Origin of the sequence: Flaviaestuariibacter flavus (genome assembly GCF_004337505.1) — a bacterium.
Taxonomy (GTDB): Bacteria; Bacteroidota; Bacteroidia; order Chitinophagales; family Chitinophagaceae; genus Flavisolibacter; species Flavisolibacter flavus.
In genome coordinates this window covers 526,488-539,879 of sequence record NZ_SJZI01000008.1, presented here as the reverse complement: position 1 = coordinate 539,879, position 13,392 = coordinate 526,488, and the positions used below count along the sequence as shown (strand labels likewise).

15 protein-coding genes are annotated in these 13,392 nt (G+C 56.6%); 5 read left to right on the top strand and 10 right to left on the bottom strand.

Going from position 1 to position 13,392, the window contains the following annotated elements; all coding sequences use genetic code 11:
* Positions 1 to 89: 89 nt before the first annotated feature.
* From EPD60_RS06445 to EPD60_RS06425, 6 genes are all read right to left on the bottom strand, one after another.
* A complete protein-coding gene (locus tag EPD60_RS06445; protein WP_131448007.1) occupies positions 90 to 341 on the bottom strand; it encodes a hypothetical protein in 252 nt (83 codons plus the stop codon).
* Between the two features lie 58 nt (positions 342 to 399).
* Positions 400 to 1,611, bottom strand: a complete 1,212-nt coding sequence (locus EPD60_RS06440) for an NAD(P)/FAD-dependent oxidoreductase (RefSeq protein ID WP_131448005.1) — start codon at positions 1,609 to 1,611, stop codon at positions 400 to 402.
* 62 nt (positions 1,612 to 1,673) lie between these two features.
* Positions 1,674 to 2,597 carry a YihY/virulence factor BrkB family protein gene (locus EPD60_RS06435; protein WP_131448003.1) on the bottom strand — a complete coding sequence of 308 codons (924 nt, stop codon included), beginning with the start codon at positions 2,595 to 2,597 and terminating at the stop codon, positions 1,674 to 1,676.
* Positions 2,598 to 2,927: 330 nt separating this feature from the next.
* On the bottom strand, positions 2,928 to 3,248 hold the full coding sequence (locus tag EPD60_RS06430) for a four-helix bundle copper-binding protein (protein WP_131448001.1): 321 nt from the start codon (positions 3,246 to 3,248) through the stop codon (positions 2,928 to 2,930).
* A 4-nt stretch (positions 3,249 to 3,252) separates the two neighbouring features.
* A complete protein-coding gene (locus EPD60_RS17295) occupies positions 3,253 to 3,387 on the bottom strand; it encodes a hypothetical protein (protein ID WP_262708829.1) in 135 nt (44 codons plus the stop codon).
* Positions 3,388 to 3,401: 14 nt separating this feature from the next.
* Positions 3,402 to 3,869, bottom strand: a complete 468-nt coding sequence (locus EPD60_RS06425) for a ferritin-like domain-containing protein (protein WP_131447999.1) — start codon at positions 3,867 to 3,869, stop codon at positions 3,402 to 3,404.
* Positions 3,870 to 4,104: 235 nt separating this feature from the next.
* On the opposite strand from EPD60_RS06425, the gene EPD60_RS17235 reads away from it, so the two are divergent.
* Positions 4,105 to 4,662, top strand: coding sequence for a DUF6496 domain-containing protein (locus tag EPD60_RS17235; RefSeq protein WP_243647777.1), 558 nt, complete (start codon positions 4,105 to 4,107; stop codon positions 4,660 to 4,662).
* 95 nt (positions 4,663 to 4,757) lie between these two features.
* Here EPD60_RS17235 and EPD60_RS06415 read toward each other — a convergent pair whose 3' ends face one another.
* From EPD60_RS06415 to EPD60_RS06405, 3 genes are all read right to left on the bottom strand, one after another.
* Positions 4,758 to 5,840, bottom strand: a complete 1,083-nt coding sequence (locus EPD60_RS06415; protein ID WP_131447997.1) for a DNA topoisomerase IB — start codon at positions 5,838 to 5,840, stop codon at positions 4,758 to 4,760.
* Entirely contained in the window at positions 5,812 to 6,375 is a 564-nt protein-coding gene (locus EPD60_RS06410) for a low affinity iron permease family protein (RefSeq protein ID WP_131447995.1), read from the bottom strand. Before EPD60_RS06410 ends, EPD60_RS06415 begins: the two co-directional genes overlap by 29 nt.
* Positions 6,376 to 6,527: 152 nt before the next feature.
* Complete coding sequence (locus EPD60_RS06405; RefSeq protein WP_131447993.1) at positions 6,528 to 7,277, bottom strand: YciE/YciF ferroxidase family protein; 750 nt, start codon at positions 7,275 to 7,277, stop codon at positions 6,528 to 6,530.
* Positions 7,278 to 7,478: 201 nt separating this feature from the next.
* Between EPD60_RS06405 and EPD60_RS06400 the strand changes: the two genes are divergently transcribed.
* The 4 genes from EPD60_RS06400 (at position 7,479) to EPD60_RS06385 (ending at position 12,664) form a co-directional block, all read left to right on the top strand.
* On the top strand, positions 7,479 to 7,982 hold the full coding sequence (locus tag EPD60_RS06400; protein WP_131447991.1) for a hypothetical protein: 504 nt from the start codon (positions 7,479 to 7,481) through the stop codon (positions 7,980 to 7,982).
* Positions 7,983 to 7,997: 15 nt separating this feature from the next.
* Positions 7,998 to 8,774: a non-homologous end joining protein Ku gene (gene ku, locus EPD60_RS06395; protein WP_131447989.1), complete on the top strand. Its 777-nt coding sequence runs from the start codon at positions 7,998 to 8,000 to the stop codon at positions 8,772 to 8,774.
* A 175-nt stretch (positions 8,775 to 8,949) separates the two neighbouring features.
* Positions 8,950 to 11,715, top strand: coding sequence for a DNA ligase D (ligD, locus tag EPD60_RS06390; protein WP_131447987.1), 2,766 nt, complete (start codon positions 8,950 to 8,952; stop codon positions 11,713 to 11,715).
* A 73-nt stretch (positions 11,716 to 11,788) separates the two neighbouring features.
* On the top strand, positions 11,789 to 12,664 hold the full coding sequence (locus EPD60_RS06385) for an SMP-30/gluconolactonase/LRE family protein (protein WP_131447985.1): 876 nt from the start codon (positions 11,789 to 11,791) through the stop codon (positions 12,662 to 12,664).
* 9 nt (positions 12,665 to 12,673) lie between these two features.
* On the opposite strand, the gene EPD60_RS06380 is transcribed toward EPD60_RS06385, so the two are convergent.
* A complete protein-coding gene (locus tag EPD60_RS06380) occupies positions 12,674 to 13,213 on the bottom strand; it encodes a GDSL-type esterase/lipase family protein (protein WP_131447983.1) in 540 nt (179 codons plus the stop codon).
* Between the last annotated feature and the right edge of the window lie 179 nt (positions 13,214 to 13,392).

Genomic DNA, 13,392 nt, shown 5'->3' with positions numbered 1-13,392 from the left:
TTTTAAGGTTGGTAGCTACCGATAACTAGCACACTAGCACACTCCGATACTACATCCGCACAGTTTTACTCATCATGTAGTACAACATGCTACCTACACCCGGGATGGCGATAACAAGAGAGTACCCGGCTTTGTGATCGGATGTTCTGGTTGCGGAAGACGTCGATAATGGCCCAGATCCAGTGGATGGCGCCCAGGCCCGCCGCGGTTACCCAGATCCAGAATCCGGTGGACGATCCGGAGCGCTGGATGCCGATCCCGATAAACAGCATGAGGAAGGTGATGATCCCGAGGATGAAATTGGGATACAAGGTTTGCTTCGCGGTTGTCGTTTCTTTCATGATCTTTATTTAGATCCAGCTTTGAAACATTGCCTTTCAGCGGGTAAGCGCCGAAATTTTATGCCAGTTCGGTCCGCTCAAAAGAAAAAAGCGCGGCATCTGGATGGGCGCCGTTGCGGATGAGCCCGCAGATGATATCGGCCGCAAGCACACTGAAGAGAATGCCGTTGCCGCCGAAGCCCAGCGCATAGAATGTATGCGGCTGTCCCTCAACGGGGCCGATATAAGGCATGCCGTCGGCGGTGCCGGCAAAAAGGCCGGCCCACGAAAATGCCGGCCGGAACGGGATGCGCGGAAAGAGGTTCCGGAAGGCAGCCTCCAGCATTTTTGTTTTCTCGCCGAGCAAAGGAAAGCTGTGGTCGCCGTCGAAGGGCGTGTCTTCGCCGCCAATGATGATGCGGTTGTCGGGCGTGCAGCGCAGGTAGTGGTAGGGGCGCGCCGTTTCCCAGATGAGGCTTCGGTGGTACCAGAAGTGCTGTGGGTCGATGCGCTCGCTGGCGAGCGCGTAGGTAACGGACAACTGCTCCACCGTTCGCGGCAGGTAGCGTTGTGATTCGTAGCCGCAGGCGATGACCAGCTTTTGCGCGCGGATGCGCTTGCCGTGGGCCGTCTCCACCGTCACCCCGGCCGGGTCGCGGTGAATATGCGTTGCATCTGTATTGCCGGATACACGTCCGCCATCCGCAACAATGGCTTGCAACAGGCAGTGCAGGATGGCATAGGCGTCGATAGCGGCACCGGCTGCACTCAAAAGAGCGCCGGGCTTATCGATGCCGAAATGCTGCAGCAGCTCGCGGTTATTAAGCAGGCGCAGGTCAATGCCAAGGGCACGCCGGGCTTCATACTCCTGTTGCAACAGCGGCAAATGTTCGGGCATGCTGGCGAATTGCAGGCTGGGACGGGCTTTGAACAAATACCCGGCGCCAACGGCCTCGCAGATACCTTTCAGGCGCGGCAGGGCCTCATAGCAAAGACGGTAGCAGCGCTCGGCAGCTTCGGTGCCTGCGCGTTCGCCAAGCCTGGTAAGCGGTGTATCCAGTTCGTATTGCAACAGGGATGTGGATGCCGCGGTGCTGCCCATACCCGGATCGCGGCGGTCGATCAGCAGGCAGGCGGTCCCTGCCCGTTGCAAGGCGTAGGCTACGAGCGCGCCGGAGATGCCCGCGCCGATCACCAGAACTTCGGTGTCGGCATCTGTTTGCAGCGGCTCATACCCGGGCACCGGCCCGGATACTTCCAGTGAATACGTATGGGGTGTATGCAGTTGCATAAATGATCGTTGCGGTTAGAACAACCTATCCCCGGATAGGTTGCCTGCACACTTCTTTTCGGCTAGGTGTCGAGGTAAGACGACGGCACTTCCTTCGACTCTTTCTTGATGATAAAAACAGCAGTGTCTTTCGGCCGGATGCCGGCGCCGTGGTGCAGCGCGTACATCTTGGTGAACTCGGCACCGAAGTAAAGAATCAGCGCACTGTAATAGATCCACGAAAGAATGATGATGATGGATGCCGCCGCGCCGTAGGTCACGTCGAGCCCTGAGCGCTCCAGGTAATACGAGATGCCGAATTTTCCAAGCAAAAAGAGCAGGGCCGTGATGAGGGCGCCGAGCAGCGCATCACGCCAGGCGATGCGGGCATCGGGCAGCACTTTGAAGATGACGGCAAAAAGCCCCGTAATCACAACGAGGATGATCGCGATGTTCACCATGTTGAAAAAATAAACCGTGTAGTGGGGAAAGATGCGTGTCAGCCGGTCGCTCAGCAGGTTGAGCAGTGCGTTCACCACCAGCGATACCAGCAGGAGGAAGCCAAGGCCAACCACCAGCGAAAAGGAGAGGAGCCGGTTGGAGAGGTACTTGAGCCAGCCTTTCTTGGGCTTGGCGCGCACCGACCAGATATAGTTGATGGAGTCCTGCATTTCGGTAAATACACCGGTGGCGCCGATCACCAGGATCACAGCGCCGATCACGGCACCTGCGGTGGTGGAGTGCGTGTGGTGAATATTGCGGATGATTTCCTGGATCTGGAGCGCCGCTTCCTTGCCCACCAGCCCGGCGAGCTGCAGGTATAGCTTGCCCTGTACCGCCTCGCGGCCAAAGAAGATCCCGGCGAGCGAAATGATGATCAGCAGGAGCGGGCCCAGTGCAAACACGGTATAGTAAGACAGCGACGCGCTTAGCTTGAAGGCATTGTCGTGCACAAAGCCTTCCCCGGCTTTCGCAAACAGGGCAAAGAAGTTCCGGATGCGTTTCATATCAGTGCACAAGCTAAGAATTCAGTGCCACCCATAAATGGGAAAGCCGCGATGGGGAATTTGCTACCCATGCAGCTGGGCTTCCGGCGGTATGGTGCCCCTGGAAACGCCTGTGCGCCGCACATGCGGGCGTGGCAAAACATTTTTATATAACGGTACAGACACAACGATCTCTCTCATATACACGGTCCATTCTATCAGCAAGGCTGCAGTCTCCACTGTGGCCATTTTTTTTATTTTTTGATCGCTTATAGTTGCTGTCCGATCTGGGTGGCGCCGGACATAAAAAAGGGATCGCACCGCGATCCCTTTTCAATCAGCTCCAAGAAACTAAACTTCGGCGATTCCTGCCAGTGCTTCCGCGCAGGCCATACAGGCATCGGCACAGGTGCGGAAACTGCTTCCTGCATAGCGACCGCATACTTCCGCGCATTCCACGCAGATGCCCACACAAAGAAGCGCGAGGCCGGGAGCTTCGCCGGCGCCGGCGAGGAGTGCGTGGTGGGTATCCAAACAAATTCCGGCACATTCATCCAGCACGCGGCGCGTGCGTTGCGAAATGCTGCAGGCGCTTCGTTCCAGCTCGCCAAGCAATGTTTCGCAGTGCCGCCAGGCCTCGAGGCAATGTATGGAAAGTACCGTGCAGGTCATTCGCTTAATGGTTGGACGGCTTCGTGGGAAGGGGGGCGTCTCTCACGCCGATGGTATTGTCTGTTTCCACGTTCGGACTGTTACTATCGTTGCAGGCTGCCAGCAACACGCTCAGCCCGAGAATCCAACCTTTCTTCATGCCTTTTTTTTTATTCAGGAAGACGTTTTTTGCAGGTCGCGCAGGCGCTTGATCTCATCGTGGCCGATGCGCAGTTGTGTCTTCTGCCGTACGATCAGGTCGCGCAGCGAGGGCTCGAATTCCACCTCGGAGTTGAGCGCCATATCGTAGGCTTTCTGAGCCGCGTCTTCACCGAACTCACAGTTTTCAAGAATCGCCTTGCGGTCTTTGCCGGCTACCACAGCTTTTAGGTCCATCCATACCCGGTAGATCTTTCCCGAGTTGGTGGTGCCGTCGGCCGGGTCGCCGCCGAGACGGGTTACTTCGGTGGTCAGCTCGCGGGCGTACTCGCGGCTTTCCTGGGCATAGCGCACAAAGAGCGGACGGAGATCTTCGGTCTCGTCCTTCAGTTCGTCGATGGCCTTCTCGTATCCCACGATCCGGTCGTTGTTGATGCGGATCAGGTCGTTGAGAAGCGCCGTGATCTTTTCATTATTCGGCATATGGCTCATTTTGCGGGAAGGAGTGAAAAAATCGTACCCCGCGCTACTGAAGAGAAAGAACGCTGATTCCGCGTGCGGAATAGGTAGATTGATTAGGATGTACACGGACGTTGGTGCCGGTATTCGTGCTCATCATAACAGATCATAAAAGATCTGCGTTCCTTCTCTTCTTCCCCGCTCAGGTGGTACGAAAATTTTGCAGTCAGCATATTCACTAACCCCAAACTCCAGCATTATGGCCAAGTATTCAAAAGGCGCAGGCGCCAAGGTCAAGAGGGCGATGGAAGAGCGCAAGGAAGGCTCACTCCGGAGCGGTCGCAGCGGTAAGAAGGTAACTTCCCGCAAGCAGGCGATCGCCATCGGTCTTTCCGAAGCGCGTGAGCGTGGCGAAAAAGTTCCTGAAAAGAAAGGTGCGGCGAAGAAAGCGGCACCAAAGAAGGCAGCGGCAAAAAAGGCGGCTTCCAAAGGCGGAAGAGCCAACGCACGCAAATCCGCGCCGAAGAAGGCGGCAGTAAAAAAAGCTGCGCCGAAGAAAGCGGCTTCCAAAGGGACTGCAAAGAAAGCAGCGCCCAAAAAGGCTGCGGCCAAGAAGGCGGCACCTGCTAAAAAGGCCGCTCCAAAGAAAGCCGCTTCAAAGTCATCTAGTGGCGCTTCGCGCGGCCGCGGCGGCGGCACTTCCGTCAGCCGCTCCGGAGGCTCTACCGCCAAAGGGTCTTCAAAGCGCGGACTTGCCTCGGCCAGCGCCGCCACCAAAACCGCGGTGGCGAAGAAAGGCGGTAAATCGAAAAAATAGTGTGTTGATCTGCTAATGTGCTAAAGCTTCGATATCCCCAAAATGTCAATACCCTGCGCTTGCGCGGGGTATTGACATTTTAGCACACTCGCACACTAAACCAGCTCTTTCAGGATCTTCATCAGCACCCGCTCTTCGCGCGTAAGACCGGAAAGGTTATCGGGCTCCTCGATCTTGTCGAGCTCGTCGAGGTAAAGCTGCAGGCTGCGCTCTTCGTAGAGGCGGATGATGCCCGGGTGCACATAGTATTTTTTGCAAACGGTGCGGGTGTTGCCCAGCTTATGGCTGACTTCATCGAGCGCGCTCAGGGTATTGCGTTTCAGGGCACTGTCGCTTTCGGCGGGGTCCATCACCTTGAAGGCGCGCAGCACATTGAGCGTGCCGGCCCAGGTGCGGAAGTCTTTGGCCGTAAAGTCGCCACCGGTGGCTTCCTTGATATATTGATTTACCATGCCCGAATCGATGGGGTGGCGCTTTCCATCCGCGTCATAGTATTGAAACAACTCCTTTCCCGGGATGTCGCGGCAGGCCTGTACGGCGCGCGCCAGGCGGCGGTTGCGCACCGAGATGTCGTGATCGATCCCTTTTTTCCCCGTAAAGGAAAAGCGCAGCTGGTCGCCCTGTATTTTGACATGCCTGTCTTTGAGCGTCGTCAGCCCATAGGATCCGTTCTGCTTTTCGTAGTCGGCATTGCCGATACGGATATAAGTGCGCTCCATCAGCGAGATGACCGTAGCGATCACCTTGCGGATGGTGAGCTCCTTAATTGCCAGGTCTTCCTCGAGCTGCAGGCGCAGGCTGGGCAAGAGCCTTCCGAACTCAAAGAGGCGGTGAAACTTGGTTTCATTGCGCAGCTCGTGCCAATGCGGATGGTAGCGGTATTGCTTGCGGCCGCGTACATCCTTACCGGTGGCCTGTATATGTCCGTTGGCCCGTGCGCAGATCCACACCTCGGTCCAGGCGGGCGGGATGGCCAGCTTGCGGATCCGCTCCAGCACCTCCTTGTCAGTTACCGGAGCATCTTTCAACGTGTAGGCGAAACCTTTCCCCTTCTTCATGCGGCGGATGCCCGGCCACTGGTCGCTTACATACACCAGGTCGGCGGCGCGGGCGGCTTCGCTGTAGTCGCGGTTGATCTTGAGGTGGTCTTTATGGCTGAGGCTGCTGACTGCTTCCATTTACCTGTTTTTTGAGTTTCAGCCGTTCTTCGCGGCGCTTCTGATGATAGATGGTTTTAGCGTCGCTTATTTCAGAGGCATCGTCAACCGAGTGCGACGTGTGGAGGTCCGAACTGTCTTTAGCCAGTGTGGCAAGACGTACATAGAATTTCTTGAGTACGTCGAGCTCTTCCTGGCTGAGATCTTCCACGTCGATCAGCCGGTTGGAGGCGCGCTCCTCGCAGGCGATGAGCTCGTTAAGCTTCAGCTGAAGGGCAAGCGAGTCCTTGTTTTGCGACTGCTGGATAAGGAACACCATCAGGAAGGTGACAATCGTGGTGCCGGTATTGATGACGAGCTGCCAGGTGTCGGAATAATGAAAGATGGGACCGCTAATAGCCCATACGATGATGATGAGCAGTGCTACTAAAAATGCCGTCGGTGTGCCGGTAGTGCGGGTAACGCCTTCGGCGAATTTTTCAAATTTCGCCTTGACACCTTTCTTGTTTGCCTGCAGAATGGCGACTTCGCGTTGCAGGTCGGAGTTCTGGGACATAAAATGATCGTTTCCACCTATGAGTCTAAAGGCGGGCCAAACTACAGCAGGGGCATGACGGGAGCAACGATCAGCTCTTTTCCGCGCACTTTATTAATAAAAAAAGCGTCCCGCCTTTAACGGGGACGCTTTGCCGCGGGTGCGGTTTCGTTTTATTCCGACTCCTGGCTGGCGGAGATGTTGATGCCGGTTTCGGCAAGCTCCGTCAGGATCTGGTCGGTTTCTTTTTCCTCGCTCAGGGTTTCGGCGAGCAGGTTGGCGATCTCGTTCTGACCGATGGTCTTGGCCAGCTGAACCAGCGAGCCATAAGCAGCGATCTCGTAGTGCTCTACTTTCTGCGCGCAGATGATCAGCGCGGCGTCGCGTACCGAAGAGCCCTTCGGTGTGTCTTCGATGCCTTGCTGCGCTTCTTCCACAAGGCCCGACATGGCCTCGCACTTCTTTGCGCGGGCGGGCATGCCCAGTATTTCAAACACCTGCTCTACGCGGCCGATCTGCTCCTGGGTCTGCTCCAGGTGCGTGTTGAAAGCATCTGTGAGCTCGGGCGAGGTGGCAGCTTTGGCCATTTTGGGAAGCGCTTTCGTCAGGTGCTTCTCCGCCCAATAAATGTCTTTCAGTTCTTCCACAAACAGCTCGTTGAGCAGTGTACGCTCATCGAAAGACGGACCTTTCGAAGCGCTGCGGCCATTGCCGTTGCTGCGCGAAGTGGTGCTGCCATTGCTGCGCGAAGAGCTGGCGCCACCGCGTGCGGCCGCGGCGGTCTTACCGGCAGCACCGCGGGATGCCGCGGCGGAGCGGGATGAAGAAGATGCACTGCTGCGACCCGAAGAAGCGGAACGGGAAGAAGCAGCTTTTGCCTGGCTGCCTTTGCTGCCGGCGGCGGATTTAGATGACTTTGCCATAACTAAAAGGAATTTTTAAGAAGTTGAATCCCGACTCATCAAAAAATAATGCCAGCCGAGGTGCCTGCTACAGCCGCGTTGTGGTGCAATTTCCCCAATGGAAGAGCTACTCCGGACGGGCTTCCGCTCAATTTTTTGTTGGTATTTTATTTGGAGCAGTATACCCGAGTTCTTTTCGATTTCGTTAACAAAACTCTGTGTATGCCACTTAATCAAACCGCCGCTCAGCAGCTTCATTTCCTGCAGGAGAAGATCCGACTCATCGGGAGCGCTATCTTCTTTAATCAAAGCGAATCCGTGCTGAAACTACCCACCTCTGTGGTTCAGATCCTGAAAGTCGACGATTACGGCTATGCCTGGTTCTTCGTCAAGAAGCCCCACCAGGACGTAAAACAGTTCGATTCTGAATTCCCCGTTCGCCTCGACTGCTTCCGCAAGGGTGTCGACTGTTTCCTCCAGGTTTCCGGCAAAGGCTGGATGGTGACCGATCCCGAGGAGATGTATGCCTTTCTTGAAATGAACGACGACATCAACCCGCAGGTGTTCCAGGACATGGTGCTGGTAAAGGTCAAAATGCAGAAAGCGGAATTCTTCGAAACCGCACCTGCCCGCCAGTCGTGGTGGCAGCACGCCGTAAGCTATGTGGCCGCCCTGTTCCGCCCCGGTGCCGGCGTTGGCTCCAACACGTTCTTTCCCGCATCCTAAAAAATTCATACACCTATGGCAACCGCGCGATCGATCTGGTCGGGTACCATCTCCTTCGGACTGGTAAATATTCCTGTGAAGTTGCAAAGCGCCGTGCAGTCGGAAGAACTGCCGCTGCACATGCTGGCAAAAAAAGATATGGCGCCCATCAAGTATGCGCGCATCGATACCAGCACGGGTAAAGAGGTGGACTGGAAAGACATCGTAAAGGGCTACGAATATGCCAAAGGCAAATTCGTGGTGGTCGATGATGAAGACTTCGAGAAGGCGTCGCCGCAGAAGTCGAAGTCGATCGATATCGTGCAGTTCGTCAAGGCCGAAGAGATCGACCCGATCTATTTCGAAAAACCGTATTACCTCCTGCCTGCAAAAGGCGGCGAGAAAACATACCGTCTCCTCGTGAAGGCCCTCGAGGATTCCGGTGTCGTGGGCATCGCCGAATTCATGCTCCGCAACCGTGAGCACGTATGCGCCATCAAGCCCTATAAAGGACTATTGATGCTCGACCAGATGCGCTACGAAGAGGAACTGAAAGAAGTACCTGCTGTTGACAGCGGCCGCGTTGCCGAAAAAGAGCTGCAGCTGGCGAAGCGGCTCATTGAGCAACTGACCGAATCTTTCAACCCCGCCGCATTCAAAGACAATTATATCGCTTCGCTCAAAAAAGTGATCAAGGCGAAAGCCGCGGGCAAACATATCCGGATTGCCGAGCCAGAAGAGCGCAGCGCCACCGTAAAAGACCTGATGGAAGTACTCAAGCAAAGCCTCGACAAAGGCAAGAAGCGCGCGTAGCCGCTGCGGGTGAATTGGTTAACTTGTCTATTGGTTAATTGGTATTGAGAACTATAGTGGATGCCCTCCGAAAGGAGGGTTTTTTACATCCCCGCGTGCGTCAGCCAAATCAGACATCGGACATCAGCGATCGAAAAATTTTCTCCTTTGGCACCGGTTTTTCTGTTTAAGGGATATGGGATTGAAAGCGTATAACGACAAGCGTCGCTTCGATGAAACGACCGAGCCGGAGGGAAAGGAAAAATCTTCCAAAGGCGCGCTCCGTTTCGTGGTGCAGAAGCACGATGCCTCCCACCTGCATTACGATTTCCGCCTCGAGCTGGATGGCGTGCTGCTTAGCTGGGCCGTCCCCAAAGGGCCTTCGCGTAATCCTGCCGACCGCCGGCTGGCCATGCACGTAGAAGACCATCCCTTCGACTACCGCAACTTTGAGGGTGTGATTCCGGAAGGCAACTACGGCGCCGGCACCGTGATCGTTTGGGACGAAGGCACCTATGTGGCTTTCGGTCACGAAGATGCATCGCGGAAGGAGATGGAAAAGGAATTGCGGCGGCAGTACGAAGCGGGCAGCATGAAGATCGTGCTGCAGGGAAAAAAGCTGAAAGGCGCTTACAACCTGCGGCGTATGAAAGACGAGCGCGCCTGGCTACTGCTCAAAAGCAAAGACGCCGCCGCCGCTACCAAAGATGTCACGCTTGACGACCGGTCGGTGAAGACGGGAAAAACGATCACTGAAGTGGCGCTCGAGAACGGAACAAAGCCCAATCACCCGGAAAAGAAGACAAGGGCAGCAAAGCAGGCTGCGCCCGCCGTTGCGCGCACAGCGAAGCAGACTTCGCAGCCTGAAGAAGTCAAAAAAGAGAAGAAGAAACCCAAAGCGAGGCCTTCGCTCAACCTCAAGTCGCTCCTTGGTGCGCAATTCGAAAAGGCAAAGCAGGCACCCATGCCCCAACTCGTTGTTCCCATGCTGGCTACCCTGGTGGACGAGCCTTTCAGCAGCGAAGACTGGGTCTACGAGATCAAATGGGATGGCTATCGTGCAGTTGGATACGTGCAGCAGGGCGAAGCCGAACTCGTCTCGCGCAACCTGAAGCCTTTTACCGAAAAATATACACCCGTGGCCGGGGCGCTGAGCCGGCTTCCCTTCGACGCAGTCTTCGACGGGGAGATTGTTGCCGTGGATGAGAAGGGCCTGGGCAATTTCCAGATGTTGCAGAACTGGCAGAATTCGCCGGTAAGCCTCCGGTACTACATCTTTGATGTGTTGTGGGTGGAGGGCTACGACGTGACAAAGCTGCCGCTGCTGGAGCGCAAGGCACTGCTGCGCAAGCTACTGCCGCCCGAAGACGATGTGCTTCATTACAGCGATCACGTGGAAGGCAAGGGCGATGCATTCTTCAAGGCGGCGCTTAAGCAGGGACTGGAGGGGATCATGGGGAAGAAGGCAGACAGTATATATACGGTTGACGCCCGCAGTCCGGACTGGCTGAAGATCAAGGTCAACCAACGGCAGGAGGTGGTGATTGCCGGCTTTACCGAGCCCCGCAACACGCGCAAGTTTTTCGGCGCTATCCTGCTGGGCGCATACAAGGATGGCGATTTCGTTTACGTCGGCCACTCGGGCAGCGGCTTTAACCGCAAAAGTCTCGAAGACCTGCACCAGCGCATGCTGCCGCTTGCCACCGACGAATGTCCCTTTGATAAATGCCCCAAAGCGAATATGCCCGTTACCTGGGTGAAGCCGAAGCTTGTATGCGAGATCAAGTTCACCGAGTGGACACGCGAAGGCATTGCGCGGCATCCCATCTTCATGGGCCTGCGCACCGATAAGAAGGCGAAGGATGTGATTATAGAAACCTCGAAAAAGACAAAGGCGATGATCAAGAAAGCGGCCCCGAAGAAAACAGCGGTTGCCAAAAAGGCGGCACCCAAAAAAGCAGCACCGATAAAGGCCGCTCCGCGCGGGCGCAAGTTGGCCCCTGCAAAGAAAAGCGCGGGCAAGTCGGCCAGGCAGCTTGGCGACAGTGACGGGGCGGCCCCGGAGCTGAAGATCGGAAAGCAGACGCTCGCGCTCACCAACCTCGACAAGCCCTATTGGCCTAAGGAAGGCCTCGTGAAGCGCGACCTCGTCAACTATTACCTGCGCATGGCGCCCTTTATCCTGCCTTATCTCAAGGACCGGCCCGAGTCGCTGCACCGGCACCCGAACGGTATTGCGGGCCCCAACTTTTTTCAGAAAGACATGAAGGGCAAGATCCCGGAGTGGATCCCAACGCATATCGATTTCAGCGAGAGCACCGGCAAGGACGTCAAATACCTGGTGTGCAACGACGAGGCGACGCTGATCTATATGGCCAACCTCGGTTGCATTGAGCTGCATCCCTGGCACTCGCGCACCGAAAGCTGGCAGCAGCCCGACTGGTGCCTGATCGACCTAGACCCGGAAGGCGTCGGCTTCGACAAGGTGATTGAAACCGCGCAGGTGGTGCGGCAGGTGCTGGACTGCATCGGCGCCAGGAGCTGCGTCAAGACTTCGGGGTCCACGGGCATCCACATCTACATCCCGCTGGGGGCGCAATACAGTTTCGATCAGAGCCGGCAGCTGGCGGAACTGGTGGTAACGCTTGTGAACCGCGAGCTGCCCGACCTTACGAGCCTGGAGCGCAGCCCGTCGAAACGGCCCAACCGCATCTACCTCGACTTCATGCAGAATGCAGAGACGCAGACCGCCGCCGCGCCTTACTCACTTCGGCCGAAGCCCGGCGCTTCGGTGAGCACGCCGCTGCATTGGGATGAAGTGAAGAAGGGACTGACGCCGCAGACCTGGCATATGCGCAACGTCTACGACCGCGTGCGCGAAACGGGCGATCTCTTCAAGCCGGTACTCGGCAAAGGGATCAACCTGGAAAAGGTGTTGCAGAAGGTGGCCGCACTCGTTTGAGTGGCTGCTGCATGTTGCGTACAACCGCAATGCGGCCGCATTGCAATATTTTTATTTCTGAAACGAAATCGCCATGCTGCAAATCTTCGACGACCGGGCCCGCAGGATCCTGAATGAGCATTTTTTTTCCGAAACCTGGTCGACGGAAAACGAGTTCACCGAAGGCCCGGTCTGGAACGAGGCGGGCTACTATCTCTACAGCGATATTCCGGCCAACCGTATTTACCGGATCGATACGGCTACGAGGACGCGCACCGTGTTCCTGGAGCCGAGCGGCTGCACGCTTGAAGATCGATCTTTTCTTTCCGGTCAGCCCGGCTCCAACGGACTCGCGTACGACCGTGCGGGCAGCCTGTACATCTGCCAGCATGGCAACGGCGCGGTGGCGCTTTATGAAAACGATACGCTCCAGACACTGATCGCAGGCCCTGACGACAAGCCTTTCAACAGCCCGAACGATATTGTTGTGGACGCGGGCGGCGCCGTGTTTTTCTCCGACCCGCCTTATGGCCTCAAAGACCAGCAGTTGCGCCCCGACCTGCGGCAAAGTGAAGCCGCCTTCTATTGCTGGCGCGACGGGATGTTGATGGCTTTTTGCAAGGAATACAAATATCCCAATGGCCTTTGTCTTTCTCCCGATGAGCGCACGGTGTACGTATGTTCGAGCAAGCCTTTTGAGCGCAAGCTGTTGCAATACGATGCCTTGACGCTTGAATTCAAGGGGCAGCTTGCGGAGGAAAACTGCGATGGCATCAAGTGCGATCCGCAGGGCAACCTGTGGCTGTGCACGAAAGACGGCATCCTGCTGTTGAGCCCGCAGGGCGAGCGGCTGGCGCTGATTGCGCTGGAAAAAATTCCGGCCAATTGCTGCTGGGGCGGGCAGGGCAAAAAAGACCTTTTCGTCACAGCGCGCGAGCACGTGTATTGCCTTCGCGGACTCCGGCTTTGATCGTTCGGATTATTTCACCAGGTAAGGCTGCAGGATACGTTGCCAGATGGCATAGCCCCCGGGCTTCAGGTGCAGCCGGTCGCCCACATATAATTCTTCCCGCATATTGCCCTGTCCGTCGAGCATCGCGTCGTACACGACAATGAAGTCGGCGCGTTTTTGCTTGCGGAAGAATTTCCTGATAAGCCGGTTGGCTTCCCGCACCTTGGGCTGGATGGAAACGCGCACCGGGCTTGGCTTTACCGATACGTAGGAGATGCGGGTGTCGGGCAGGTTGATGCGGATGATGGCAAAGAGGGTCTGCACGCGGCGCAGCACTTCATCCGCAGAAATACTGTCGGCCGATGCCAGGTCGTTTTCGCCGCAATAGATCAGCACCTGCTTCGGGTGGTAGGGGAGGATCACATCATAGGCATAGCGGATCACGTCGGGCAGCGTGGAGCCGCCGAAGGCGCGGTTGAGCACCGGGTAACCCGGGAACGCTTCCGCCAGGCCCGTCCACCGCGTAAAAGAGGAGGAGCCGACAAAGAGGATCGGCCGTTGGGGCACGGCGGTGCCGCTGTCCTGCTTTTAAAAAGCAGCAACCTCTTTCCAGAATGGCGGGGCGGTCTGCGCGTGGGCAAGATTGCCGGCGAGCAGCAGGAGCAACAGGAGGGAGCGGCGGAGCAGGTGAGCGGCTTTCATGCCACGATGTTACAAAGATTCAGCTGCCCGCGGCCCGGGTGTTG